Origin of the sequence: Limibacter armeniacum (assembly GCF_036880985.1) — a bacterium.
Classification (GTDB): domain Bacteria; phylum Bacteroidota; class Bacteroidia; order Cytophagales; family Flammeovirgaceae; genus Limibacter; species Limibacter armeniacum.
This window is the reverse complement of sequence record NZ_JBAJNO010000008.1, coordinates 1,962,573-1,988,235: the sequence shown is the minus strand read 5'-3', so window position 1 is coordinate 1,988,235 and position 25,663 is coordinate 1,962,573. Positions and strand designations below refer to the sequence as shown.

At 39.1% G+C, this 25,663-nt stretch carries 24 protein-coding genes; 14 read left to right on the top strand and 10 right to left on the bottom strand.

The annotated features are described in order from the left end of the window. Window positions 1–67: 67 nt before the first annotated feature. Window positions 68–1,354 carry a histidinol dehydrogenase gene (gene hisD, locus V6R21_RS14095; RefSeq protein WP_334244266.1) on the bottom strand — a complete coding sequence of 429 codons (1,287 nt, stop codon included), beginning with the start codon at window positions 1,352–1,354 and terminating at the stop codon, window positions 68–70. 50 nt (window positions 1,355–1,404) lie between these two features. Beyond that, window positions 1,405–2,262, bottom strand: a complete 858-nt coding sequence (gene hisG / locus V6R21_RS14090; RefSeq protein ID WP_334244265.1) for an ATP phosphoribosyltransferase — start codon at window positions 2,260–2,262, stop codon at window positions 1,405–1,407. Between the two features lie 489 nt (window positions 2,263–2,751). Here hisG and V6R21_RS14085 point away from each other — a divergent pair, with 489 nt between their 5' ends. The 8 genes from V6R21_RS14085 (at window position 2,752) to V6R21_RS14050 (ending at window position 9,675) form a co-directional block, all read left to right on the top strand. Continuing rightward, on the top strand, window positions 2,752–3,405 hold the full coding sequence (locus V6R21_RS14085) for a T9SS type A sorting domain-containing protein (protein ID WP_334244264.1): 654 nt from the start codon (window positions 2,752–2,754) through the stop codon (window positions 3,403–3,405). 174 nt (window positions 3,406–3,579) lie between these two features. Then, on the top strand, window positions 3,580–4,458 hold the full coding sequence (locus V6R21_RS14080; protein WP_334244263.1) for a geranylgeranylglycerol-phosphate geranylgeranyltransferase: 879 nt from the start codon (window positions 3,580–3,582) through the stop codon (window positions 4,456–4,458). Between the two features lie 60 nt (window positions 4,459–4,518). Beyond that, window positions 4,519–5,100 carry a phosphoribosylglycinamide formyltransferase gene (purN, locus tag V6R21_RS14075; RefSeq protein ID WP_334244262.1) on the top strand — a complete coding sequence of 194 codons (582 nt, stop codon included), beginning with the start codon at window positions 4,519–4,521 and terminating at the stop codon, window positions 5,098–5,100. A 42-nt stretch (window positions 5,101–5,142) separates the two neighbouring features. Further along, window positions 5,143–5,898, top strand: coding sequence for an SDR family NAD(P)-dependent oxidoreductase (locus V6R21_RS14070; protein ID WP_334244261.1), 756 nt, complete (start codon window positions 5,143–5,145; stop codon window positions 5,896–5,898). Window positions 5,899–6,108: 210 nt separating this feature from the next. Then, window positions 6,109–6,591 (top strand): GNAT family N-acetyltransferase, encoded by a 483-nt coding sequence (locus tag V6R21_RS14065; protein WP_334244260.1) that lies wholly within the window; start codon window positions 6,109–6,111, stop codon window positions 6,589–6,591. 159 nt (window positions 6,592–6,750) lie between these two features. Next, window positions 6,751–7,293 carry a lipocalin family protein gene (locus V6R21_RS14060; protein WP_334244259.1) on the top strand — a complete coding sequence of 181 codons (543 nt, stop codon included), beginning with the start codon at window positions 6,751–6,753 and terminating at the stop codon, window positions 7,291–7,293. 73 nt (window positions 7,294–7,366) lie between these two features. Further along, entirely contained in the window at window positions 7,367–8,449 is a 1,083-nt protein-coding gene (locus tag V6R21_RS14055) for a mechanosensitive ion channel family protein (protein WP_334244258.1), read from the top strand. A gap of 128 nt (window positions 8,450–8,577) precedes the next feature. Beyond that, window positions 8,578–9,675, top strand: a complete 1,098-nt coding sequence (locus V6R21_RS14050; RefSeq protein ID WP_334244257.1) for an AI-2E family transporter — start codon at window positions 8,578–8,580, stop codon at window positions 9,673–9,675. Here V6R21_RS14050 and V6R21_RS14045 read toward each other — a convergent pair. Then, window positions 9,661–10,098: an SRPBCC family protein gene (locus V6R21_RS14045; RefSeq protein ID WP_334244256.1), complete on the bottom strand. Its 438-nt coding sequence runs from the start codon at window positions 10,096–10,098 to the stop codon at window positions 9,661–9,663. The two genes, V6R21_RS14050 and V6R21_RS14045, sit on opposite strands and share 15 nt — an antisense overlap. Before the next feature lie 35 nt (window positions 10,099–10,133). After that, window positions 10,134–10,640 carry a hypothetical protein gene (locus V6R21_RS14040; RefSeq protein WP_334244255.1) on the bottom strand — a complete coding sequence of 169 codons (507 nt, stop codon included), beginning with the start codon at window positions 10,638–10,640 and terminating at the stop codon, window positions 10,134–10,136. 297 nt (window positions 10,641–10,937) lie between these two features. Between V6R21_RS14040 and V6R21_RS14035 the strand changes: the two genes are divergently transcribed. Continuing rightward, window positions 10,938–11,924, top strand: a complete 987-nt coding sequence (locus V6R21_RS14035) for a GSCFA domain-containing protein (protein WP_334244254.1) — start codon at window positions 10,938–10,940, stop codon at window positions 11,922–11,924. A gap of 14 nt (window positions 11,925–11,938) precedes the next feature. On the opposite strand, the gene pflA is transcribed toward V6R21_RS14035, so the two are convergent. The 3 genes from pflA to V6R21_RS14020 form a co-directional block, all read right to left on the bottom strand. Next, window positions 11,939–12,715, bottom strand: a complete 777-nt coding sequence (pflA, locus tag V6R21_RS14030; protein WP_334244253.1) for a pyruvate formate-lyase-activating protein — start codon at window positions 12,713–12,715, stop codon at window positions 11,939–11,941. Between the two features lie 110 nt (window positions 12,716–12,825). Next, window positions 12,826–13,785 carry a hypothetical protein gene (locus V6R21_RS14025; RefSeq protein WP_334244252.1) on the bottom strand — a complete coding sequence of 320 codons (960 nt, stop codon included), beginning with the start codon at window positions 13,783–13,785 and terminating at the stop codon, window positions 12,826–12,828. Window positions 13,786–13,949: 164 nt separating this feature from the next. Next, on the bottom strand, window positions 13,950–14,489 hold the full coding sequence (locus tag V6R21_RS14020) for an SRPBCC family protein (RefSeq protein WP_334244251.1): 540 nt from the start codon (window positions 14,487–14,489) through the stop codon (window positions 13,950–13,952). 283 nt (window positions 14,490–14,772) lie between these two features. Between V6R21_RS14020 and V6R21_RS14015 the strand changes: the two genes are divergently transcribed. Both V6R21_RS14015 and rraA read left to right on the top strand, forming a co-directional pair. Further along, the gene (locus V6R21_RS14015; protein WP_334244250.1) at window positions 14,773–16,767 is read left to right on the top strand and encodes a BamA/TamA family outer membrane protein; all 1,995 of its coding nucleotides are present in this window, start codon (window positions 14,773–14,775) and stop codon (window positions 16,765–16,767) included. A gap of 165 nt (window positions 16,768–16,932) precedes the next feature. Beyond that, window positions 16,933–18,231, top strand: coding sequence for a ribonuclease E activity regulator RraA (gene rraA / locus V6R21_RS14010; RefSeq protein ID WP_334244249.1), 1,299 nt, complete (start codon window positions 16,933–16,935; stop codon window positions 18,229–18,231). 82 nt (window positions 18,232–18,313) lie between these two features. Here rraA and V6R21_RS14005 read toward each other — a convergent pair whose 3' ends face one another. Beyond that, entirely contained in the window at window positions 18,314–18,832 is a 519-nt protein-coding gene (locus V6R21_RS14005) for a hypothetical protein (protein WP_334244248.1), read from the bottom strand. A 470-nt stretch (window positions 18,833–19,302) separates the two neighbouring features. On the opposite strand from V6R21_RS14005, the gene V6R21_RS14000 reads away from it, so the two are divergent. From V6R21_RS14000 to V6R21_RS13990, 3 genes are all read left to right on the top strand, one after another. Beyond that, complete coding sequence (locus tag V6R21_RS14000) at window positions 19,303–19,779, top strand: GNAT family N-acetyltransferase (protein WP_334244247.1); 477 nt, start codon at window positions 19,303–19,305, stop codon at window positions 19,777–19,779. A 139-nt stretch (window positions 19,780–19,918) separates the two neighbouring features. Next, window positions 19,919–20,404: a 6,7-dimethyl-8-ribityllumazine synthase gene (ribH, locus tag V6R21_RS13995; RefSeq protein WP_334244246.1), complete on the top strand. Its 486-nt coding sequence runs from the start codon at window positions 19,919–19,921 to the stop codon at window positions 20,402–20,404. A gap of 267 nt (window positions 20,405–20,671) precedes the next feature. Beyond that, the gene (locus tag V6R21_RS13990) at window positions 20,672–23,134 is read left to right on the top strand and encodes an efflux RND transporter permease subunit (protein WP_334244245.1); all 2,463 of its coding nucleotides are present in this window, start codon (window positions 20,672–20,674) and stop codon (window positions 23,132–23,134) included. A gap of 69 nt (window positions 23,135–23,203) precedes the next feature. Here V6R21_RS13990 and V6R21_RS13985 read toward each other — a convergent pair whose 3' ends face one another. After that, window positions 23,204–24,103, bottom strand: a complete 900-nt coding sequence (locus tag V6R21_RS13985) for a polyketide cyclase (protein WP_334244244.1) — start codon at window positions 24,101–24,103, stop codon at window positions 23,204–23,206. 100 nt (window positions 24,104–24,203) lie between these two features. Continuing rightward, entirely contained in the window at window positions 24,204–25,433 is a 1,230-nt protein-coding gene (lysA, locus tag V6R21_RS13980; protein ID WP_334244243.1) for a diaminopimelate decarboxylase, read from the bottom strand. Window positions 25,434–25,663: the final 230 nt, after the last annotated feature.

Here is a 25,663-nt window from a genome sequence, read left to right as displayed (position 1 = left end):
CATTCTAAATTTAAAGACTGCTTGCCGCTATTTTTTTGGATGAAAATGGTCGCTTTCCATTGTAGGATTATTGTTTTATAGCATTCAGCCTAACAGTCACCGCATTTTTATGTGCTGCAAGCTCCTCTGCCTCTGCCATATTTTCAACATGTGGCCCTAACTCCTGAAGCCCTTCCTTGGTAATATGCTGAAAAGTGATTTTTCTGTAAAAGCTGTCCAAAGAAACACCACTATGGTTACGTGCATACCCATAAGTTGGCAATGTATGATTGGTTCCTGACGCATAGTCTCCTGCTGCTTCAGGTGTATAATGCCCAATAAATACAGAGCCTGCATTGATAATTTGCTCCGCTACATCAGCAGCATATTTCAATGCCAAAATAAGGTGTTCTGCAGCATATTCGTTAATCAGCTCCAACGCTTCAGCTTCATTCTGCACCAAAATTGACCTGCTGTTTTCCAAAGCCTTTTCAGCAATCTCCTTTCTTGGAAGTACAGACAGCTGTTCTGCAACTGCTTCTTGCACACGCTCAATCAATGTTTCAGAAGTACTCACCAACAAGACCTGACTATCGACACCATGTTCTGCCTGTGATAGCAAATCAGCTGCAACAAATGCTGGATTAGCCGTATCATCTGCCCAAACAGCTACCTCTGAAGGCCCTGCAGGCATATCAATAGCCACACCACTTTTGGCTGCCAACTGTTTGGCTGCTGTTACATACTGGTTACCTGGTCCAAAAATCTTGTAGACAGAAGGTACTGTCTCAGTACCATAGGTCATGGCAGCTACAGCCTGTGCACCTCCCACTTTAAATACTTTCTGAATACCAGATATTCTAGCTGCAAATAGAATAGCAGGGTGTACTTTACCCTCTTTGTTAGGAGGAGTACAAAGTACCAGTTCCTCACAACCAGCTATTACAGCCGGAACAGCCAACATCAGCACTGTCGAGAACAAAGGTGCAGTACCTCCCGGTATATAAAGTCCTACCTTTTGGACTGCTACACTTTTGCGCCAGCAAGTAACGCCAGGCATGGTTTCAATTTTCTCCACACCTTCTTTCTGAGCCATATGAAATACCAGAATATTTTCTTTGGCTATATTGATCGACTCTTTCAGCTCATCGCTTACCAAAGAAGAAGCTTCTTCAAACTCTTCCTCTGTTACCTCAAATGCTGACAGCTCAACTCCATCAAATTGGCTAGTAAACCTTGATAAAGCTTTATCTCCTTCTGCCTTTACGGCTTCCATCACTGGTTTTACACGAGCTTCTATATCTTCAAAGCTCATGGCTGGTCTTTGAAGCAAAGAAGCCCATTCAGACTTTTCAGGGTATTTAAATACTTGCATCTTCAGTTATAAGATTAGGAAAACCCTTGAGTAAAACATTTCCATTAAAATCAGTTGATCATCTTTTCTATCGGAACAACAAGAATTCCCTCTGCTCCTGCCTCTTTCAACTCCTCTATCTTTTCCCAGAAATCATTCTCATTGATAACAGAATGTAATGAGACCCAACCCGGCTCTGCCAATGGAAGAATTGACGGGCTTCTCATCCCTGGCAATACAGCCTTGATCTTCTCAATAGACTTCTCAGGTGCATTTAGCAAGATATACTTATTACTTTCTGCAGTCTGTAAAGACTTGATTCTGAAAAGCAGCTTTCTTACAAGCTCCATTTTTTCCTCTGCCATATTGGGAGAACCTACCATCACAGCCTCCGAATAGAAGATTTTCTCTACCTCTTTCAAGCCATTTTGGAAAAGTGTACTGCCAGAACTTACAATATCACAAACAGCATCAGCCAGACCAATACTTGGAGCAATCTCTACAGAGCCGCTGATCTCGTGGATATCTGCCACAACCCCATGCTCATCCAAATAGTTTTTCAAGATTTTTGGATAGGATGTTGCAATGCTTTTGTCTTGCAGGTCTTTAACTCCATTGTACTGATCGCCCTTTGGAACTGCAATTGAAAGCCTACAACGTGAAAAACCAAGCTTGTGCAACACGGTTACATCCCTATCTTCTTCCACCATTACATTTTCCCCGATGATACCAATGTCAGCAATACCATCCTGAACGTAACCTGGAATATCATCATCCCTTAGGAAAAGAAACTCAATCGGAAAGTTCGAAGCTTCTGCCTTCAACTTACCAATTCCATTTTTCACTTTGATACCACATCTACGTATCAAGTCCATTGACCCTTCACTGAGTCTTCCCGACTTTTGGATAGCCAGTTTAATTGTTGTCATAAAAATTCAAGCGTGAAATTTTGGTAATAACTTTTTAGAGAATTCTATAATATTTCTAAGAAACATTAAAAACCTCCTCTTCCATGAACTATTTCGAAAACTACAAAAAATCCGATTTGTTATAATAAAATTCTAAAAAAATAGGCTAACATTTAAGCGCTTATATAATAAATATTAGCACTTACCTAATTTTCATCCTTACAGACAAATTGTATATTTTGAATATATTCACAAATGACAAAGTTTTTAACTGAACCAATCAGAAAGCCCAACTGTCTTAATAAAAATACGTTTAAATAGGTATTAATTATCACCAACTAAGAGATATTCTATTCATTATTATAAGAATGAAAAAAGTAGGAAGATTAGCTTTTCTACAGACCTAAATCCAATAATAGCTTTCACCCTAACTATACACCTGCTGCCAGTACCCCAATATGTGCTTCAACAATTCTGAATCAGCAGGCAACTCAACTTACTACTATGCATATGTTTTTCATAAGGTATGGCGTTACCCTGATTTGTTGCTGCTTGGCAGCTCAGGTAATGGCACAAAGTTCAGGAAGGCTGATGCTTGTCGACCCACACGCCTATGGCACCTCCCATAAAGTCCATCATTTAATTAAAAATGGAGATACTTTTCCTAGGTTAATTTCTACATCTGGTATCTCAGCCATCCTATACCAACCAGAATTAAATGCCGGAAGCATTGCTTATTCCGTATCCAATGGTAACCACCAAACGGATCAAAAAACAACCTCCTCCTTTCCTGCTGAAGTTTACCTTGGTTCTCTTCAGGCTGGCGATTACACCATTACCATACAATTATTTGAAGGGTTAAATCAAACAGGGATGCTCCTCAAAACAGAAAGATTTCAATTTAAGGTCAAGGATTTTGAAAAAGATAAACAAGCGCCTTTCTCTGCTATATCTCGAATCAGTGTCTACCCTAATCCCTCTACAGGGACCATCAACCTTAAAACTGAAAATACAGAAGGGGAAATTGAAATAATCAATACGTTCAACCAACAGATTGGACTTATAAAAGCAGAGAGTCAAGTCATCAACCTTCCTCCGGGAGTTTATATACTGAAATATAAACAGGGGGATATGCTGATCACTGAAAAGATATTGGTAAAGTAGAAGTATCCACTTCATTTGACATTGCCTTCAGAAAATTATGAATCTGAAGGCTATTTTTTTGTATTTTATTGAGTCAAATCAAGGCTTCTTTTATTTTTGCATCAGGCCTAGCTATTCAAGTATAGTCTGGTGACAAAATGAATGGTAAACAGTCATTACCCTTTTCTTCACAATATGACAAAAACAACCAAACAGCATGACTTCTTTATCAGCATTCCTGATTTCCTGAAGCTGATCAGAGCCAAAAACTTACTGATTGTAGCCCTTACACAGTACTTGGCCAGAATTTTCCTGATCGGCCCTAAGGAAGAATGGGTTGCTCACCTGATGGACACAAGGTTTATGCTGCTTTGTTTCTCTACCCTATTGATTGCAGCTTCTGGTTATATCATCAATGACTATTACGATGTCAAGATTGATACTATCAATAAACCAAATGAGGTAGTTATTGGAAGAATCATGCGCAGAAGGGTTGCCATGTTTACTCACACAACCTTCAATTTCATAGGTATTGCGATCGGGTTTTACCTTTCAAAAACAATAGGCATCATCAATTTCTTCGCTGCCTTCTGGTTGTGGCTTTATTCCAATCAGCTCAAAAGGGAACCGTTTATCGGTAATATCAGTGTAGCTGCACTGACTGCCTTATCAGTCCTGATACTGAGCATCTACTTTGAGACTCAGAATTACCTGATCTATATATATGGCGTATTTGCGTTTTTCATATCAGTTATCAGGGAAATCATTAAGGATATGGAAGATGTGAGAGGTGATCTTGAATTTGGATGCAAGACGCTCCCAATTGTATGGGGATTCAGAAAAACCAAAAGTCTGGTCTTCTTTCTTCTTGGGGCTTTTACCACGATTACAATAATTCTACTGACTTATATCGAAAGCGCATGGCTGCATGGTTATTTTGCTGTAATGATCTTACCTTTGGGCTGGTTTAGCGTATTGCTCTACCGTGCAGATACCAAGAGGAAATTCTCCTTCCTCAGTAACTTCTGCAAATGGGTAATGGTTAGCGGTGTACTTGCCATGACACTTATCTGAAATAAATCAGCTATTAAAGTGCTGCTTGCTTGCAGGGACTGGAAATAAACTTCAAACAAATTGAAAACAATCAATATCGCCATTCTGGCATCAGGAACGGGCAGCAACGCTGTCAAAATCATTGAGCACTTCAAGGGCAATGAACAAGTCAACTTTATCGTCATTTCAAATCGTAAAGAGGCTAAAGTGCTGGAGTCTGCTACTTCAATGGGAGTACAGTCACACTACTTCAACCGCAAAGACTTTTATGAAAACGGAAGCGTCCTCAATTGCCTGAAGGACTTCAATACTGATCTTGTGATTCTGGCGGGTTTTTTATGGCTTGTTCCCGAAGATATGTTGGAACAATATCCTGATAGAATCCTGAACATTCATCCTGCCTTGCTACCTAAGTTTGGAGGAAAAGGCATGTATGGAATGAATGTTCACAAAGCTGTTGTCGCTAAAGGCGAAAAACAATCAGGTATCACTATTCACTTCTGCAACAAGCATTATGATGAAGGTAGGGCTATCCTTCAGGCTTCTTGTGACATTGCTCCAGATGACTCTCCTGAAGAGGTTGCCAGAAAAGTGCTGCAACTCGAACACTTCTATTACCCTAGGGTTATAGAAAGAATGGTAATACAGGCACTGGCCGAATAAAAGTATTATCCCCAACTTCTATTTATAAAACTTCATATACGAATGAGTAAAATTGCACTGATAACGGGTGCCACTTCTGGTATCGGGAAAGCAACAGCTGAAATCTTTGCTGACAATGGAATTGACCTGATCCTATGCGGCCGCAGAAAAGACCGTCTGGATGAACTGAGTGAAAAACTGGGCAAAAAGGTTAAAGTACATACAGCTTCATTTGATGTAAGAGATAAGGAAGCGGTATTTGCGGCTATTGAAAACCTGCCTGAGTCGTTCAGTAAAATTGACATTTTGATCAATAATGCAGGAAATGCCCATGGACTTTCAACAATTCAGGATGGAGACATCGCAGACTGGGAAGCCATGATGGACATCAATGTGAAAGGCTTGCTTTATGTATCCAAAGCTGTCATTCCAGGTATGACTGAAAGAAAAAGCGGTCACATCATCAATATCGGTTCAATTGCAGGTAAAGAAGTGTACCCGAATGGCAATGTTTACTGCGCCTCTAAGCACGCAGTGGATGCCATCAACAAGGGTATGAGAATTGACCTGAACCAATATGGAATCCGAGTTGGCGGAATTCATCCGGGTTTGGTGCAAACGGAGTTTTCGGAAGTACGATTCAAAGGAGACACAGAAAAAGCTGACAATGTTTACAAAGGTTTCGCTCCACTAAAAGGAGAAGACATTGCTGATATTATTCACTTTGTCGTTACAAGACCTTACCATGTGAACATTGCCGATCTGGTAGTTTTCCCAACAGCGCAAGCTTCATCGACGATCGTCAACAAGTCATTATAAAAGCAATTAGGCTCCGGCAAAAACCGGAGCTTATTTTTTGGACTATTTTACCTTATAAGACTTTTGTTCTTTTTTCTCCTTCATTTCCTTCTGATCTTCACACAATACTTTTTGTTACATTTCCTATATTTAGATTTGTCACAAAAAAACCCAAACACTTCTTATTCAGGACAGAATCTTAATTAGCCAATCAACAATAGCATACTTGCAATGAATAAAATTGTCGTAAGGAAAGCCAACAGCAACGATTATGAAGCTATTTGCCGTTTGCTACAACAACTGGATGAACTTCATATTGAATTATACCCTGAGATATTTCAACGTATTGCTGGACCTCCAAGAGAATATGATCAAGTCCTTAAATGGATTGAAAACCCTGATTCTGAGATCATCATTGTGGAGACAGAGTTTCAGAAAGTTGTAGCCGTGATGAAGCTGATTATCGAAAACTCTCCTCAGTACGCAAATTTCAAACAGGAGAAGTACTTGTTGATTGATGAGATTGTAGTAGATGATGCTTACAGAAGTAAAGGCACAGGCTCCTTGCTTATTGATGAAGCCCGTGACTGGGCAGAACAACGTAACCTGAACCATATTGAGTTGAATGTTTACGATCGAAACAAGGGGAGTTTAAAGTTTTATGAAAAGCTAGGTTTTGAAACGCTTAAAAGGAGAATGAAATTGGATTTTTAAGATTTTTCATAACAATATTCTGTTTATATTGATTGATATATAAAGGCTATATGGAATTTTATTAACATTCCGTATAGCCTTATTAATTAATAAACAGCGTATCACAAGTACGTTGCTTTTGATTTTTACCTATAGCTAAGTACCTCAAGACTGATCAATATGAAAATCAAAACGCTGCTTTTAATATTCACATGCTGGTTAATCGGACTGTCTGCTTGCAAAAATGATGACCCGACATTGCCTACAGTAGCAAAAGTTGACTTGCAAAAATATATCGGCAGATGGTATGAAATAGCCCGCTTTCCCAACTCATTTGAAAAGGAACTGAAATGTGTCACCGCAACATATGCCATTAAAAATGATGGTAAAATTTCTGTCACCAATAAGGGTGTCAATATCAATGATCCCTCAAAAGTGTCGGAGTCACAAGGGATGGCATGGAGACCTGACAAAAGTAAGGAAGGGCAGCTAAAAGTCTCTTTCTTTTGGCCATTTGCAGGAGACTACTTTATCATCGCTTTGGATGAAAAAAATTACCAATATGCCTTGGTTGGCTCACCTGACAGAGATTATCTATGGGTCCTTTCAAGAAAACCTGAGCTGAAACAAGAGACTTACCAAAAACTCCTCAAAATCGCTGAAGACAACAAATTTGACATCTCCAAGCTCAAATTAACCCCTCAGGACTGTCAAAACATCTGACGCCTAAATTGAGATCAAGAAACCAATTCTAATGTTATAATAACACCTGACTAACGCTCTGAATAAACTACTTATGATACAAATCAAATCACTGATAGCCCAAGTACCACATTGGACATGGATACTCCTGATCAGTGCCATAGCAGGCTTACTGCTACATCAGGTAATTGCCTGGCTGGTCAAGGTTTCTTTCCGAAAAGACAATCAGAAAATTGCCAAAATTATCAGGCGACAATTGAGGAAACCTTCTTATTTCTTTTTCCCTGCCCTGATGATGCTGATTACGGAAGGTGCTACACTAGCCTACCTTGACCAACATCCACAATTGGCTAAGTCACTTCGAATTTTTGCCATCGTAACAGGTACATGGTTCTTTATAAGGGTGGCTTATATTCTAGAAGAAGTAATTCTGCTAAGGTATGATATCAATAAGGAAGATAATTTTAGGGAAAGAAAGATAGTCACGCAGGTAAGCTATCTTAGAAAGATCATCATCCTGATTATTTTCTTTTTCGGTCTATCGACAATGCTGATTTCCTTTGAAAACGTAAGGAAATTAGGTACAACATTGATTACCTCAGCCGGTATCGCATCCATCATTATTGGTGTGGCAGCACAAAAAACACTTGCCAACCTACTGGCAGGAATCCAAATAGCATTCACACAACCTATCCGCTATGACGATGCTGTAATTGTCGAAAATGAATGGGGATGGATTGAAGAAATAAACCTAACCTATGTGGTTGTCAGGCTTTGGGACTGGCGAAGGCTCGTATTGCCAATCACTTACTTCACGGACAAACCCTTTCAGAATTGGACAAGAAGTGAGGCCAAACTGATTGGCTCCGTCTTTCTACATGTTGACTACCGTGCTCCAATCGAGAAACTAAGAAAGTATTTATTAAAAGCCCTACAAAGTGACCCTCTTTGGGATGGAAATGTCTGTGTACTTCAGGTAACAGACACACTGCCTAATGCCATGGTGTTAAGGTGTTTGGTCAGTGCCCGAAATGCCAGTCAAGCATGGGATCTAAGGTGTAATATCCGAGAGAAAATGATTAACTACATCAGTGATGAGTTCCCTGAGTACTTGCCTCGTATCCGATTTGGTGATCAAGAACACAATACAGACCAAAGACCTATTCCTGAACAATAAAATCCTTTTTATTACGAGATTTACCTAAACATTATACAATTTTAAACGTGAAATATTAACATGGCATATCCCAAGGTTCTACATGACCAAATGCCAGAAATTAAACTTAAAAACTATACAAGCATTTAATGATCACCAACAATCAAGACAAGGTCAGTAAACTGACCTTACTGATTCTGCTAGCAGGTATCAGTGCCCTTTTTTTTGCCATGATAAGGCAGTTTATCATGACACTTTTTATCGCTGGTCTTTTTACAGCGTTAGCATACCCACTTTATTCTTGGTTCAAAAAAGTGACTAAGAATAGAGAAGGGCTTGCCTCAGCTTTAACACTCGTCGTTATTATATTGGCTATTCTTTTACCATTAGGTGGATTAATCGCTATTGTAACCGCTCAAGCTATAAAAGCAGGTGAAACAGCCATTCCTTGGATTCAGGAAAATGCTTCACATACCAGCCAGATAAATGAGTGGATGAAAGACCTTCCCTACTATCAGGAGATTATACCATACAAAGATGAAATCCTGAAAAAAGCCGGAGATATTCTAAATGCCATCAGTAAACTTATTGTGGATGGAGCCACTAACCTGACCAAAAGCACTGCAAAGTTTGCGTTTATGCTGCTGATACTGGTTTACTCCATGTTCTTTCTATTTATCAGCGGCAAGGAACTTATTGACCGTATCCTCTATTATTTACCACTTAAAAAGGAAGAAGAAGAGGTCCTACTTGAAAAATTCACTTCTGTGACGCGTGCGACCATCAAAGGCACCTTTGTTATCGGGTTCTTGCAGGGAGCTTTGGCTGGTATTGCCTTTGCCGTAGTAGGTATTGACAGTGCGGTATTTTGGGGGGCATTAATGGCAGTTTTGTCAGCAATCCCCGGAATAGGAGCCCCACTTATTTGGGTACCTGCAGCCATAATTTTAGGCATCAATGGTGATTGGGGAAAAGCCATCGGCTTGTTTGTTTTCTGTGGTGCTATCGTGGGTAGTATTGATAATTTCCTAAGGCCAATTCTAGTAGGAAAAGATATCAAGATGCATGAGCTAATGATCTTTTTCAGTACACTAGGCGGCCTGTTTATGTTTGGCCCAATCGGGTTTATTATTGGACCAATTATAGCCGCACTTTTTGTATCCTTATGGGAAATCTATGGTGAGGTTTTCAAAAAGTTTTTGGTTCCGAACAATCAGGATAATGCATCAGATTTACCTAAGGAATAACTTTCGGTAAACAGGTTTTCGATACAAAAACTGCAACCACAGCACTGGAAGTAAAAAGATATCAGTTAACCATGTACCTGTTGAGAAACTAATATCATCCTGAATTTCAGTACCGTCTTCCTTTTTAATTAAAATGTGACGATGAGTCCATTTGCTCAGAAAAAAAGGAAGACGGATTCCTTTATCTACAAAATAAATCTTTTCAGGCATGGATTGCTGTTCTACAATCTTGCTAACCCACAACTGCTTAAACAGAAGGAAGTTCAATTCTAAATGCACTTCATTTCCAACAAGGCTTCCATCAAACCGCTGAACTTTAACTGGCGGAAACGGCGGGTTCAACTTATTGAAAAGTGAAACATCAAACCCCTGCCATACTTTCTCCAAAGGCTGCTCTACTTTTGTTTTAACAAGAATCCTCATTAGAAATATCCTTCTGCATAAAAATTTAAATTGGTCTACAACAGGTTAATTATACTTCCTTGCTCATCAAACGGATAAATAGAAATATCCAATTCCTTTTCAATTTCTACCTCTTCCCCATCTGTCCATTCATTGATCCTGTAGACAACTTCACCATCAAACATCAACCCACTAAATTCACTAATGGCAAACCTCTCAGGGCAAACTGCCGTCACTGTTTTACAATTAAAAGCTCGAGACAGTTTAAAGGCGGTATAGATTTCACGTTCCATACTGTTCTCCTCAGGTGTATTTTCCATCATCATCATTAATGGAAAATTGTTGTCCCTGTCTCCAAAAGTCAGGAAAATATAATCTTCACCAGCCATGTCATACCCTTTGTCAATATTGGTTTCTATAAAGTGAAACCCATCAAAGTGAATATTGACTTCCAATGTCCAGTCTGTATAGTAAAACTTCTTTTTAGGATAAATCCTATGAAGTTCCTGCACTACTTTTCTGTAAGAGAATTTGGCAGGAAACCCAATTGACTCTCCACTCATAAAATATCGTTAAAGCAATGAATAATGGATTATTTATGATAATCTGATAACAAGTCTTGTCAAGAAATTACAAAAACAATGCTACCCTTTTATCTTTCTTTGGAGTTCGTGTAAATAAACCTTCGAATATACAATTACTACATGACATAACATTTCAAATTACCCCAAAATTATTCCATATAGAATGTTATGATTTCTCATTCACCGAAATACCAAAAACAAACGGCTCCTTCCAAGATTTAGCTTGAAAGCAACAAAACACTTTGTAACTTGCCATTGATACCTATCAGGCAAGACATGAACAGCAAGGATAAAACTTTTAGAACTACTTTTCCTATTCAGTATAACGGACAGAAAATCAGCCTTAACAGCAACCTACTTTCTATAGGCTCCTGTTTTTCTGATAATATTGGAGAGAAACTGACTTACTACAAATTCAAGGCGGAAATCAACCCTTTTGGGGTCATTTTCAATCCATTGTCTGCCTTTAAACTCATTCGGATTGCCGCAGGACTTGAAAAACTGAAGACAAACCTTTTTACTGAAGTGGAAGGTATACATAGGCATTTTGACTTTCATTCTGATTTATCAGCAGCTAACGAAGAAACCCTTCACAACAAGATCAATAATCAGGTAAGAAAAGTGGGCAGAGCTATTGGGAGCACTAACTTCTTAATCCTGACATTTGGGACTGCATTTGTCTTCAGGCTAAACAAAAAGAATGAGATAGTTGCCAACTGCCACAAAATCCCTCAAAAAGAGTTTACACAAGAGTTGCTGACAGTAGAACAAATTGTATCGGGGTTTAAAGAGATATACCACTTGTTTCCTTCCTATACGCAAGTTATTCTGACTGTAAGTCCTGTTCGTCATACAAGAAATGGGATTCCTGAAAACAACCTGAGTAAATCTATCCTTAGGCTAGCTTGTCATCAGTTGGAGCAGCAATTTCAAAATGTCAGTTACTTTCCATCATATGAGTTGTTATTGGACGACTTAAGAGACTACCGCTTTTTCGCCTCTGATATGGTTCATCCTTCTGAAATGGCGATTGACTACATCTGGGAAAGGTTTGTGGAAAGCTGTTTCGAGGAGGGTGCCAAGTTGTTTATGCCTAAATGGGATAAAATCAGGAAAGCTCTTTCACACCGTCCATTCAATCCTGAAACGCTCGCCCACCAGAAGTTTCTGCAAAATACATTGACCAAACTCAAGCAGGTAACAGAGGTAAATGTGGAAGAAGAAATCGCAGACTTGGAAGCCTATATCAATAGCTTCCAATAGCCTGCGCATGTTGTTTACTTCAAAATAACTTCTCTGAAATATTGGCTGAAAATCGCTTGCGCTTTCTGTTTACTTTCCTCAGTGGGCGACTCAACGTCTTTCAGTTGATATTCCATTCCCAATTCTTTCCATTTATGTACTCCAAGCTTGTGATAAGGCAAAATTTCAATCTTTTCTACCTGCTTGTAATCCTTGAAATGTTGTCCCAGCTCATGCAAGTACTCTTCCTGATCAGTCCATCCGGGCACTAACACATAACGAAGCCACATAGGCTTGCCTGAAGCTTCCCTATATTCAGCCAGCTTCAAGGTTGATTCATTCGATACAGCGGTAAGTTTCTTGTGGACTTCCTCATTGATATGTTTGATGTCTAACAAGACAAGGTCGGTCATATCCAATAACTGTTTTACTTCATCATTGATAAGCCTTCCATTGGTATCCAAACAGGTGTGGATTTCCTTCTCCTTTAACTTCTCAAATAGATGAATCAGCTTACGTCTTTGCAAAAGCGGCTCACCACCTGAAACAGTTACTCCTCCCCCTCTTCTGAAATAACTTTTCATGTTTTCAGCTCTTTTCACAATCTCATCCAAAGTGATAATTTTTCCGCCTTTTACATCTAAAGTATCAGGGTTATGGCAATATAGGCACCTGAATTGGCAGCCTTGGGCAAATACAACCAACCTGATACCTGGTCCATCATGGGTTCCAAAGGTTTCAATGGAATGAATTCTAAGCAAGTCCAGCTCCTGCTCATTTAAAAAAGATGCATCCTGTTGGGGTAAAATCATAGTTTTTTGATCATTTGGCGTATACAAATAAACCCGATAGCGATCACCCTTTGCGATCCGCTATCGGGTTCAAGACAAAGATAATGAAGTCTTGAATGTAATTTTGATGACTATTCTTTGTCTGGAGTAGGCATTCCCATTGGTTGTGCAATTGGGTAAATGCTGTAATCATGTGTATTGATCTTTACATCAGACTTTCCTAGTCCCTTTAAAGTGATCGTTGTTGTTTCATTTTCCTTCTTGTCCAATGCTGTCATTTCAGTCATCAACATGTTTTCACCTACAGGAATATCACCCAACATGTCCGCCAACTCTGGTGACTGTCGGAAACCACCCGGCATCATGGTCGTTGAGAAGTCTACTTTTGCCAGCCAGATATTGATCTTGCTGTCTTTGTCTTCTGCCTGATACTCCTCAGAGTTTAAACCGTTAATTTGTTTAACCCGACCTGTTTTCTTGAACTCAAGCTCTGTTACCTCACTTTCATTATCCTCATCCTGCATAGTGTATTCTTCCATTACACGACGAGATTCCTCATCCATAGTATGATGATCAGGATCAAGGCTCATAGCGATTGCCTGACGCTCACCTTTATTGTCTTTTGTAAAATTGAGCATCACTTTATTTTCAGTATCAAATACGGACATCACTTCCATTCCTTCCGTACTTTCACTGTCTCCCACCAACGGTTCCAATGCCATATAGCGTTCCTTGTCGCTGATATGGTAGACCACATCAGCGTGGTGTTCTTTATCACCTTTGGTTTCTTTCGAGACGATTTCGTAATGCAGGCGGGTATCAAATGAATAGTCATCCCTGATATTATCTAGAAGATCCTGACTGTCTCCACCTCTGGTAGCCATATCTTTCCACATTTTCAGGGCTTCCTCTTCCTGTTTGTCTTTGACTGCTTCGGTTGGTTGCTTCTTCTTTTTAAATAGATTGCCAATATCCTCTGCTGTCTTTTCTACCGAACTTTTTTCCTTTGCTGGATTCTCTTCCTGACAGAATGCAGGCATATCAATAAAAGTCAGGCTAATCAGGGTAATAATGGTAAGTAGTTTTTTCATAGCAGCTACAGTTTGGTCACATCGCTGCCACATAAGCTTACATGATGAAGCCTACTGAAAACATTGGTAACAGCGATTTTCCATCAAAACAATATTTGATGGAAAATCGTCCGCCTGATCTGTTAAAATCTTCTAAACACAACACAAATATTTACCTGTAAAGGTTACTGCTTTTCACAGTATTGTTTTAAAACTGAGAGTGCTTGTTGATAGTTTTTGGACATTTCTTCTTTAAATCCTCCAACTGAAGCAATAAATCGTGCAAATAAGTTAAATCCAAAATCACCAGTTTCTTTCCACTTCACTAAAGTTTGCCCTGCTCCCTCTTCAATGGTAAAAGCTCCGTCTGAAACAAAAGCTCCATCATTGGTTACCAACCTCACTTCCACTGATATTGGAGGCATTGCTTTTACGACTTCCAAATGGCTGACGCTTCCATCCTCCAATTGCCAAGTCATTCTACATCCTACTCCTTTCGAAGGACCTGTATAATTTACCGCCAGTCGCTGATCATTTTCAGTATTAACAAAAGCCCAATGATCCCAATTGCGCAATTCATTAATCTGATCAAACACTTCAGTTGCTGGAGCTGCTATCAAAACACTCTGCTCTAACTCATACTTTGAAGGCAACATCAGCGCTATCAGGGCAAAAATTCCCAAAGCCAACAACACTCCCAAAGAAAATGCCCTTATGATTCTCATAAAATGAATTATTTTTAGTTGAAATTGTTATTTTAGTGTATCGACAAAATAAACAAGTAACAAACACAGTTCATAATTCCTTTTAACAAGAGTCATCAACAAACCTGATAATTAATACCATTAATTTTAATATATTATAATTCCTGTCAGTTGATCCCTACGACTCTTAACATCTTTTAAGTCACATTATAACTTACTTTAATTACTGCTTCTTGAAGGTACTGACGCACAGTACTATATTTGAAGGTACCCAACAGCGGTAAAAGGTTTATTCATTCAGCATATGAAGATTAATTTAGCAAAGCATTTTAATAAAACTCAAAGCTCTTCAGGCAAAGCATTCTGCTGCTTGTTGACGCTTGTTTTGCTTCATTGTCCAAAACTATGCTGGTCACAGTCAAAAGTACAGGCTGACTCTACAAAGGCTTTTGCGATTTCCCCTTCCTTGGCAATCAAGAGAAAGCAGATCGATTTGCAACAAAAAGACTCTCTACTGGACTTAATCTACCAAAAGGAGTTTCTGCGTGACAGCGTTGATACCCAAAAATCTGAAGCATTTTATCATACCCTAAAATATAAAGCTGATAACAACCGGTTAACCTCAAGGTTACATGGTTGGCTTATCAGAAATTATTCCTATTCAACTACAGAAAGTCCTGTTATATTGGAGGATGCGCCTGTGCATGAATGTCATGAAGGTAAAATCATACGACATGTCAATATTGTAAGGCTGAAACCATTTGACGGTAACGTTAGAAACCCTAACAGGAAAGCTTCAACTGCTGTAGGAAAGTTGGGTAATAAGCTACATACCCGCACAAGAGAACACGTCATCAAGAAAAACTTGCTTTTTGACTCATTTGAATACCTGAACAGTCAAAAGCTGGAAGATAATGAGCGCCTTTTGCGTTCCCTTCCATTTATTGAAGACGCAGTCATCAAAGTATGTGAAGTTGATGAAGCTACAGTAGATATCGAAGTCATCGTCAAAGACCAATGGTCAATTGGTGGTAGTGTTTCTCCAAGAAGTACCGATCGCTTTAATGCATCGCTCTACGACCAGAACTTTATGGGACTGGGACAAACAGCTATGGCGGGTGTTCGTGTCAATGGCACCTCAGAAGATAAACCTTTTGGCTGGACAATGGGCTACAAGGTCAACAACATTGCCGGTAAGTTTGTAAACGCTCAATTCCTTCATCGCGATGACTTTGAGATGAAAGCCACAACTGTTGCTGTAGAGAAGCCTTTTGTTACCCCTGAAGATAAATTTGCTGGTGGTGTACAAGTGGGTAGTGTACTGCTACGAAATGAAAGGATACAAGAAGACTCCACTTTTCAGGATGACAGCTATAATTTTGCGGATTTATGGTTCGGTCAAACGCTTTCACTTAAAAGAAAACCTGATGGCAGCAGGGTAAGAACTGAACTGGCAACAAGAGTTTATTATCAGAAGTATCTGCTAAGACCATCTGATGTTGATATCAATAGCTGGTACAAATACCACAATTATAACCTTTACCTAACTGAAGTAAGCCGATCTTCCAGAAACTATGTAAAATCTAACCTGATTTTCGGTTACGGTCGTACAGAAGATATTCCTGTAGGATACAGACTTTCGGTTTCAGGTGGACTTGAAAGCAGTGAGTTTGGAGAAAGATTCTATATGGGTGGCGCTGCTAAAGGAGGAAAATTTATTGGTTCTCTCGGTTATTTGAGAGGAGCAGTTGAAACAGGAACGTTTATCAGAAACCAAAAACCTGAGCAAACCACCATCACAACAGAACTAAATTACTTTACACACCTTTTTAACCTTGGCAATACTTCAGGTCGTTTCTTCCTAAATACTTCATATGTATTGGGACTAAACATGTTTGAAAATGATGGCCTTCAGGTTGATAGAGGACATGGTATATCCGGACTTTCTGGAAATGAAATGCGAGGACAAAAAAGATTGTTGATCAATGCTGAAACTGTGCTTTTTGCTCCTTGGTATTCCTATGGGTTTCGATTTGCCTTTTTCACATTTGGAGACTTTGCTTTTCTGGCTGACAAAAGCAATGACAACCTGCTGAAAAGTGACAAGTTCAGTACTTTTGGTGGAGGAATCAGGGTTCGTAACGAACACCTTGTCTTCAATACTTTTGAGCTGAAAGCAGGTTACCTGACCAAGACCTTCAATAATTCCCCACATTTTATGATCGAAGTGGGTACACACTTTAGTTTGAACTTGGAAGACTTTGATACAAAAAAACCAAAGGCCCTTCCTTTTGAATGAAGCAATATTCATTATCTTGTAACGGACAAACCTATTTACCTTTAGGGTACAATACAATGTTTGGATACTGAAACTGATGTTGCATTCTTTCAAACTATTGGCAACCCCATAATGATTGACCTCACTTACACCAACGAGTATTCGCAGTTTCTTGAACTGCAAAATATGAAAGTACATTACCGTGATGAAGGAAAAGGATTTCCTTTGGTTTTGCTACATGGAACATTTGCCTCTTTACATACATGGGATGGCTGGACTGAATTACTCAAACACCGATACCGTATCATTAGGCTTGATCTTCCTGGCTTTGGACTTACAGGGCCACGACCTGACCGTGTTTACTCCGTTGGCACTTATGTAAACTTCCTAAAAGCATTTCTTGACCAAATAGGCATTGACAAATGCTATATGGCTGGTAGTTCACTTGGCGGATGGATCACCTGGGAGTTTGCCTACCGTTATCCTCGAATTGTAAGAAGAATGATTCTGATTGACGCTGCAGGCTTCAATGACAAGGACAGTATTCCTCTTGCATTCAAACTATTTCAGAATCCAATACTCAAAGGCATTCCGCAACTTAAGTCGTTGGCTGAGATCGTCAACACACCTAAAAAAGTAACTGAAATTTTTTTACGAAATGCCTATGGAGACCCTTCCCGTATTTCAAAGAAAACAATTCAACGCTATCACGATATGACATCCCGTAAGGGAAACAGGGAGGCTTTTTTGACCATTGCCAATGCCAACTTTGATGACAGTTCCAAGCATGTAAAAGAAATAGAGACTCCAACCTTGGTACTTTGGGGAGACCATGACAGATGGATACCTATTGCCAATGCCTACAAGTTCAATTATAGCCTAATCAACTCACAACTGATTATTTATGAAGGGGTTGGCCATATTCCAATGGAAGAAGTCCCTGAAAGGTCTGCCAATGATGCTTTGCACTTTTTGGAAAGCTCTATACTTGAACGAAATAGAAGTATCCAAACAGCATTGTTGTGTGACCTATATCCTGAAAAGGTACAAGCTGCCTCTCCTATTTTCAAGCTCTACGGTGGACTGGTCAAAACATTTCATGGTAAGGTAGTGACTATTCGGGCAAACTTTACCGAAGCAGTTGAGGATGTGCTGAGAGAAGGTGGTAAAGGGAAAGTTTTGGTTATCGACAACGGCGGCTTACTCAGAAATGCCATCATTGGATTGGATCAAGTCAGGTTGGCGCATGACTACAGCTGGGAAGGTATTGTAGTTTATGGTACTGTCCGAAACTGGGAAGCTATCAAAAGAATTCCTGTTGGGATAAAGGCCTTGGCAACCTTTCCGATGTATACACCGCCCGACCAAGAAATTCATGAAAGAAATACTTACCTCAATATCGCTGATATTTCGTTGGAAGATGGCAATTTCATTTATGCCGATTCTGATGGCATTGTGGTTTCAAGCAATAATTTATTTTATTGATCAGACAAAAAAATCCCCTGCAAAGCCTTGCCTTACAGGGGTTACCTTCTTGTTTCTCCCTCTCCCTAATAATCACTTTGAATTATTTTTCATCAGAATAATTGCCTCTTATATCAGGCTGATTTAACTGATTCATTAGTTTTTGGTGACGATCTATCATCATTTTTTTCATCTCTTCAGGTGATTTACTGAAAAACGAATCATTCTTCAGCTCCTGCTCATTTAAAAGAGAATCAAATTCTTTGTCCGTATCACTGAATTGATGAAAGAATGGATCATCAAAAGGGTCTGCTTCTTGTGAGTTAGCCCCCTTAATGTCCGGCCCAAACATTTGGCTTATGGCAGAATCTCCCCCTACCATATGCGACCGATGTCTTTTCACTACTGTTTTACCTCCATATTCATCAGTATAGGTATAGGTAAATGTAGAATCGTACCCGATTATATTTCCCTGATCATCTTTCTGTTCATTTACCTCAATTTTAATATCAGGCTCTTTAGCAGGTTTGACCGAAGATGATTGTGCATAGGTTGTTAATGGACTGATCACAACTGTTCCCAGTACGATCAAAAAGTATTTTATAATGTTGTTAGTCTTCATATCCTCTCTCTGTGTTAAGCCGAAAATCAACTTATTGACGCGAATGCTTCTATGATTCAACTTAAATTCGTGCTACTTTCTAAAGTTTAATTAACGATTTAAACGCCAAATAATAAATCGCAATTGCCTGATTTTTAGATTATATAACATTTTTATGATTCTCAAACACTTCTTTTTAACTGTTTTGAACTCTCTATAAAGACCATGTGCATACATCTTTAAAACTAGAAAACAACGTTTGACCTTTAAGCTGAAGCAATACACCCTTCCCCTCTTCTTGATTCAATCTTAATGTCTTTCCTGCACCACAGCTACTCATTGTTAAGCTATAAGTCCCATAATTCCACTCCTTTTAGATATGAAAAGTGAGTTACCTTATTCGACCATAGGTATTCTCGCATTATTTTATTAAAATTTATTTACCAATAACACTATCAGATTACCACAACCCACCACTATCAAAGCCTAATATGAATTACATTATAAGGGAAATGGACAGTCAGGACATTCCTGAAGTGAGTAAGCTTATACTCTCTGTTGCCAGGAAGTTCAATTACAATGAATACTCCTATGAGGGCAAATCAACATTTGAAGCTGCCCATAGTCCTGAAGGTATCCATAGGCTGGTAAAGTTCTGTATTAAATTCTTTGTACTGGAAAAAGAGGGGGAAATATTGGGGGTTATCAGCATCAAGGAAAAAAAGCACCTCTTCCAACTCTATGTCAAATCAACCGCCCACCGAAAAGGGTACGGTGCTAGATTATGGAACTATTCTGTCCAAAAACTCCAGATGTCAGGTAAGGTAACTGTTAATGCATCCAAATATGCCGTTCCATTCTATAAAAGGCTCGGTTTTGAACCAACAGGAGAGGTTGATTACAGAGGTGGCTTTACTTCTTACCGAATGATCACGACTTTAATGGCTGATAATCCGTCTATTTCATAAGGTCAGAAAAAGAGTGGTATTTCTATTCCCGAAATTTAAATTGCCTGTAATAATTATTTGCTACATTTGCGGTCAGACATTATTTAGGATAATCCCCATAAAACTTTTTCAAAGGGACTAAATACCAAATTTTAAGATCATGGCAACGGCACTCAAAAATCTGAGCGAATACACCAAAAAGAAAAATATTGATATCAGCAATAAGAAATTTGCAGTAGTTGTTTCAGAATACAATCCTGAAATTACGGAAGCACTTTATGAAGGCGTTACTGAAACTCTCTTGAATGAGGGTGCAAAACAGGAAAACATCTTCCGTGAAGATGTGCCAGGTGCATTTGAGCTGACATTAGGTGCGCAGTATATGGCGCAGATTGAGGAGGTAGATGCAGTTATTATCCTTGGCTGTGTAATTCAGGGAGAAACAAAGCACTTTGACTTTATTTGTGATGCAGTAGCACAAGGTATCACCAACGTTTCCCTAAAATACAACAAACCTGTCATCTTTGGACTACTTACACCAAACACCCAACAGCAAGCGTTGGACAGAGCAGGAGGAAAACACGGCAACAAAGGGGTTGAAGCTGCTGTGGCAGCAATCAAGATGTTGGGATTTAACCAACAGTAATAGCCAGAAATGGAAAAACGACAGAAGTTCCATGTACATAAAAACACATGGAACTTCTGTTTAAATAATAAGATTTTAAACAAACGATCATCTTGTCTTGTAACTAAGTAAGTTCTCAGATTTGTGTCATTACTAATACAATTATCAGTAATGGCTCCGCACTCCAATGATTTAGTTTGGAAGTCACTTTGTTGGTCTGCTCTGTTTCCTGCACTGATATAGCTTACCTAACCATTATGCAAGCCAAGCACAACAGATTTACCTGTTATGTGGAAAGAAACCGCCAATTCCATCCTTAAATATAGAATTTTCATCCTGATAGGGTTGGTCGTGTCTACCCTTTTTATGGGGTATTACGGCAGAAATGTCAAGATGTCTTATGAGTTTATGCGTATCATTCCGGAAACGGACTCAGCCATGATTGCTTATGAGCAATTCAGGGAGAAGTTCGGGGAAGATGCCAACTCATTTGTAATCGGAGTCAAGGACCCTGCACTCTTCAAGCTTGAAAACTTCAAGAAGTTTAAGGCGCTGGGTGATAAACTGACTCAATTAAAGATGGGGAAAGATGACCTCTCACATCTGAAAATGAGTGAATCAGCCAAAGACTCCTTACTCAATAAAGGTATCAATGGCGTTATTTCTCCAGCCAACCTTTACTACCTATCTCCAGACAGGGTACAGCAAAAATTTGAACTCAAGAAGTTCTTCCCTACAGTGCCTGATACCCAAGCTCAACTGGATAGCATCCTGAATGAGGCTCACAAGATCAAGTTTTATGAAAATACCATCTTCGGAAAAGACGGTGCTACACTGATGGCAGTGTCGATGGATCCCAGCATTCTGAACTCTGAAGCACGTATTCCTTTGATGGAAAAGCTGATGGATATTACCACAGCATTTGAAGAAGATACTGGTATTCACCTTTACTATGCAGGTCTGCCTTATGTAAGAGCCATTATGGCTGATCAGGTTAAATCAGAACTTACACTGTTCCTGATGCTTTCAGCTGCTGTCACTGCCTTGGTACTGTTCCTCTTTTTCCGCTCCATTTCTGCGGTAGTGGTACCACTTACCATGATTGGTGTGATTGTAGTGTGGATTATGGGTACACTAGGACTTTTGGGCTACAAGATTACAATCCTTACAGGGCTTTTACCTCCGGTATTGATCGTAATTGGTATTCCTAACTCCATTTACTTACTCAACAAGTACCATCAGGAGTATAGCCGAAGCAGAGACAAACGCAAAGCACTAACTACGGTTATCAAGAAAATCGGGGTAGTAACGCTGATTACCAATACAACCACTGCCATTGGTTTTTGTGTATTGGTATTAACAGGGATTTCTGCCATGCAGGAGTTCGGTATTGTTGCAGGTATCAACATTGCTGTGACATTCGTAATCAGTATCCTGTTTATTCCTGCGGTATTCTCTTACCTTCCTGAGCCAGACACACGTCACTTGAAGCACCTTAACTTCAAAGGAACTCAAGGAATCATTCACCTGCTGGAGGTAGCGGTTACACATTACCGAAAAGTTGTATATATCATAACAGCCATTATCATTGTCATCTCTTTCTTTGGTGCCTACAAGATTAAAGCTGTATCACATATGGTTGATGACCTGCCGGAAGATTTTCATGTAAAGTCAGACCTCAGGTTCTTTGAAGAGCATTTTAAGGGAGTAATGCCATTGGAAATTGTAGTTAATACCCAAAAGAAAAAAGGGTTCCGCAGAAATGGTGTACTTGAAAAAGTTGATGAGATACAACAGTACTTAGCGAGCAATCCTGAGATTACGCCAGCTGTTTCTTTGGTCACACTGCTGAAAACCGCCAATCAGGCGTTTTATGGAGGAGATACGGTCAACTACAGGCTGCCCTCCCGATATGAGTTAGCTTATATCATGAAGTATCTGGGTAACCAAACAAATGAACAGAAACAAATCAGTACCAATTTCTCAGACAGCACAGGTCAATACCTGAGACTTTCGATGAAGGTAGCCGATATCGGTTCAATTGAGATGGATACACTGGTTAATAGAGTGACCAAAAAGATTGAAGGAGATATTCTGAAAGACACAGACCTCACTGTAGATGTAACTGGTACTACCCTGATCTTTATTAAGGGTAATGAGTTCCTAATCAAAAACCTGAAGCAAAGTATGTTGATAGCTTTTGTACTGATTGCTATCATCATGGGCACATTGTTTGGGAACCTGCGTATCGTGATCATATCACTTATTCCAAACCTGATACCGCTACTGTTTACAGCAGGTATCATGGGGTATTTCGGTGTACCATTGAAGCCTAGTACAGCAATCATCTTCAGTATTGCCTTTGGTATTTCTGTTGATGACTCCATTCACTTCCTTGCCAAATACCGACAGGAAATGAAACTATTCAATGGAGACCTGAAAAAGGCTTTGATTGTCAGTATCCGTGAAACAGGTACAAGTATGTTGTATACTTCAATTGTTCTGTTTTTCGGCTTTATCATCTTTATATTCTCGGCATTTGGAGGCACGATCGCACTAGGTTTACTAACCTCAATCACATTATTGGTTGCGATGATTACAAACCTGATATTACTTCCATCACTGCTTTATACATTTGATGTACGTAGAACAGACCTGAAACCAATTGTGGAAGGAGCTGATGAGTTTTACTTTGAAGATGAGGATGAGGAAATTGACTTATCCATGATCAGAAAAGAAGACGAAGAGTAATTTCAAATTATGATCATAAAAAGCCCATCAGTACAACTACTGATGGGCTTTCGTTTTTTAGTGGATTTTTTATTGGGTAACCTTAGTTTGATTAATAAGATCTTGTTTTAAATTCCTGAACACATACTCATGTTCTTGCTGAATACCCCACTCTTCTAAAGGTTTCCAATAAAACCTTGGATAAAGCTCAGAAGTATAAGTAGTTGTCCTTACCATCTTACAGTTTCCATCCTTTAACGACTCAAATGTGTAAATTGCCTCTTTAAAACCTAACCACTTCCTTCCAGTAAGTTGATAATCTATAACATCCATCTTTAGGATTTTTCCTCGCTCAAGTTCAGTAATTTCCTCTACGATTAAACCTCCCTCAAAGTAACAGGTCCTATGACCTCCAACTTTTTCCTCTTCCAAGATACACTTTTGAGGTACAGGCAAATCTAGCTTCATCAAGAATGGCTTTTCAGCGTCTAATGTGTCAACAGATTTAATAGCGTCATATACCTGACCTGTTGAATAGGGCAATACGATTTCTGTACTAACTTCTTCTATGACTTTTTTTCCATTAATAAACTGGCCTTCTCCTATACCAAGAAGAATAAACAGCAAGAACGGTGATATAACTATCTTTAAGGTATTGGGTAACACACGTTTTTCTTTTCGTAACCTCAGAAATCTTTTAATGAGGATTCCTATAAACATTGCAGCAAAAACAATTGGCAATGACATTAGAACACAAATCATCCCTTCTAACCCTCCTAATAGTAACATTATTAAGAATAATACAATAGAAGACATTAGACCGTAAAAACTCCAACTCTTAAAAGTTGACTCTCCTAAAATATAACCTAATGTAAAAGGTAAAAACACAAAAAAAGACAAGCCATACCCGATAAGCTCATAGTGAAGCATTAAAAAACCTAGTGTTAAAAAAGTTAGGGTTACAATTGATGATAGAATAAATTTTTTCATTGATACAGTGATTATGTAAAAAATTGAGTTGCTATAAAAATAGAAAAAGCCTTCCCTAAATAAATAGAGAAGGCTTTAATATATCATTTAACTCCCAGATTTATAGCACTTCAATTTGCGTATGCAGCAAATCCTCAAAAGTTTCCCTTCTTCTGATCAGTTTTGCTTCACCTTTATAGATCATTACCTCAGCAGGTCTGAATCTAGAGTTATAATTTGAACTCATACTGAATCCGTAAGCACCAGCATTTTTCATGGCAAGTACATCACCTTGTCTTACCTCATTCAGTTTACGGTCACTACCAAACGTGTCTGTCTCACAGATATATCCAACTACATCATACACACGCTGTGTGCCTTTTGGATTTGAGATATTGACAATGTCATGGTGAGAACCATACATCATTGGACGGATCAAGTGGTTCAAACCAGAATCTACCCCTGCAAAAACCGCTGCAGGGCTATGCTTGATCACGTTTGTGCTTACCAAAAATACACCAGACTCACTCACCAAATATTTACCTGGCTCAAACCAAAGTTCTAGCTCACGACCATATGACGCACAGAATTTTTTGAATTCACGGCTCATGTCACGACCTATCGCCTCAATGTTTGTAGTAATGTCATTTTCCTTATAGGCAACCTTAAAGCCACTACCCATATCCAGGAACTGAAGATCAGGGAAATGTTGAGCCTCATTGAACAACACTTCTGCTGCCATCAGGAACACTTCACTTTCAAGGAAATCCGATCCCGAGTGCATGTGCAAGCCTACTACATTCAGGTTAAAGTGCTCAACTACCTTGCGTACATGGCGCATCTGGAATACCGAAATACCAAACTTGGAACCAATGTGTCCTACCTGAATCTTAGAGTTACCTCCTGCAGTCAGGTGTGGGTTCACTCGGATACAAAGTGGCACCCTGTTTCCAAACTCTTCACCAAATTGCTCCAGAATACCGATGTTATCAATATTGATGACAACACCATACTCAACAGCCATTCTGATTTCTTCGAAAGACACACAGTTCGGTGTATAAAGAATCTGCGTAGGCTCAAACCCTGCATGAAGCGCCATCTGCACTTCCTGAATTGATACAGTATCAATCTCCACCCCTGCCTCTTTCATCAGCTTCAGGATATTGATATTGGACAGCGCCTTCATGGCGTACTTCAACTTAACCTGAATATCTGAGAACGAGCCTCTCAGTTTTTCAATCTGTGCCACAATTCTGTCCGCATCATATACGTAGACTGGTGTTCCAAACTCATTGCAAACCTCTAGCAGGTCTACACCTTGCATTTCGTATCTTCCGTTGTTCAGTTTCATTTCTCTTATTCAGTTTTTGAGATCGGTACCTTCACCTTTATGTACCTTGGTCATTATGTAACATATTTTCCAATAAACATTCAATATGTTATTTGAATCCCTAAAAACTTAAAAGGTTGTTACATTTTTATCCCTGACAAAGGTGATTTTAATCTGATTATTGTACAAAAGTTTCAATAAATAATACGTTTTAAAACACCTTTGTTTTATTTATAACTAACAGTGTGAAT

What these genes read in the sequence shown, in the direction of transcription:
- rraA (WP_334244249.1), top strand. Translation starts at nt 16,933, where the DNA reads ATGAAAGTACATTACCGTGATGAAGGAAAAGGATTTCCTTTGGTTTTG.
- V6R21_RS14050 (WP_334244257.1), top strand. Translation starts at nt 8,578, where the DNA reads ATGATCACCAACAATCAAGACAAGGTCAGTAAACTGACCTTACTGATT.
- V6R21_RS14085 (WP_334244264.1), top strand. Translation starts at nt 2,752, where the DNA reads ATGTTTTTCATAAGGTATGGCGTTACCCTGATTTGTTGCTGCTTGGCA.
- V6R21_RS14000 (WP_334244247.1), top strand. Translation starts at nt 19,303, where the DNA reads ATGAATTACATTATAAGGGAAATGGACAGTCAGGACATTCCTGAAGTG.
- V6R21_RS14080 (WP_334244263.1), top strand. Translation starts at nt 3,580, where the DNA reads ATGACAAAAACAACCAAACAGCATGACTTCTTTATCAGCATTCCTGAT.
- V6R21_RS13990 (WP_334244245.1), top strand. Translation starts at nt 20,672, where the DNA reads ATGTGGAAAGAAACCGCCAATTCCATCCTTAAATATAGAATTTTCATC.
- V6R21_RS14040 (WP_334244255.1), bottom strand. Translation starts at nt 10,640, where the DNA reads ATGAGTGGAGAGTCAATTGGGTTTCCTGCCAAATTCTCTTACAGAAAA.
- V6R21_RS14025 (WP_334244252.1), bottom strand. Translation starts at nt 13,785, where the DNA reads ATGAAAAAACTACTTACCATTATTACCCTGATTAGCCTGACTTTTATT.
- V6R21_RS14015 (WP_334244250.1), top strand. Translation starts at nt 14,773, where the DNA reads ATGAAGATTAATTTAGCAAAGCATTTTAATAAAACTCAAAGCTCTTCA.
- V6R21_RS14070 (WP_334244261.1), top strand. Translation starts at nt 5,143, where the DNA reads ATGAGTAAAATTGCACTGATAACGGGTGCCACTTCTGGTATCGGGAAA.
- V6R21_RS13985 (WP_334244244.1), bottom strand. Translation starts at nt 24,103, where the DNA reads ATGAAAAAATTTATTCTATCATCAATTGTAACCCTAACTTTTTTAACA.
- V6R21_RS14035 (WP_334244254.1), top strand. Translation starts at nt 10,938, where the DNA reads ATGAACAGCAAGGATAAAACTTTTAGAACTACTTTTCCTATTCAGTAT.
- V6R21_RS14045 (WP_334244256.1), bottom strand. Translation starts at nt 10,098, where the DNA reads ATGAGGATTCTTGTTAAAACAAAAGTAGAGCAGCCTTTGGAGAAAGTA.
- V6R21_RS14020 (WP_334244251.1), bottom strand. Translation starts at nt 14,489, where the DNA reads ATGAGAATCATAAGGGCATTTTCTTTGGGAGTGTTGTTGGCTTTGGGA.
- hisD (WP_334244266.1), bottom strand. Translation starts at nt 1,354, where the DNA reads ATGCAAGTATTTAAATACCCTGAAAAGTCTGAATGGGCTTCTTTGCTT.
- hisG (WP_334244265.1), bottom strand. Translation starts at nt 2,262, where the DNA reads ATGACAACAATTAAACTGGCTATCCAAAAGTCGGGAAGACTCAGTGAA.
- pflA (WP_334244253.1), bottom strand. Translation starts at nt 12,715, where the DNA reads ATGATTTTACCCCAACAGGATGCATCTTTTTTAAATGAGCAGGAGCTG.
- V6R21_RS14005 (WP_334244248.1), bottom strand. Translation starts at nt 18,832, where the DNA reads ATGAAGACTAACAACATTATAAAATACTTTTTGATCGTACTGGGAACA.
- ribH (WP_334244246.1), top strand. Translation starts at nt 19,919, where the DNA reads ATGGCAACGGCACTCAAAAATCTGAGCGAATACACCAAAAAGAAAAAT.
- lysA (WP_334244243.1), bottom strand. Translation starts at nt 25,433, where the DNA reads ATGAAACTGAACAACGGAAGATACGAAATGCAAGGTGTAGACCTGCTA.
- V6R21_RS14055 (WP_334244258.1), top strand. Translation starts at nt 7,367, where the DNA reads ATGATACAAATCAAATCACTGATAGCCCAAGTACCACATTGGACATGG.
- V6R21_RS14065 (WP_334244260.1), top strand. Translation starts at nt 6,109, where the DNA reads ATGAATAAAATTGTCGTAAGGAAAGCCAACAGCAACGATTATGAAGCT.
- V6R21_RS14060 (WP_334244259.1), top strand. Translation starts at nt 6,751, where the DNA reads ATGAAAATCAAAACGCTGCTTTTAATATTCACATGCTGGTTAATCGGA.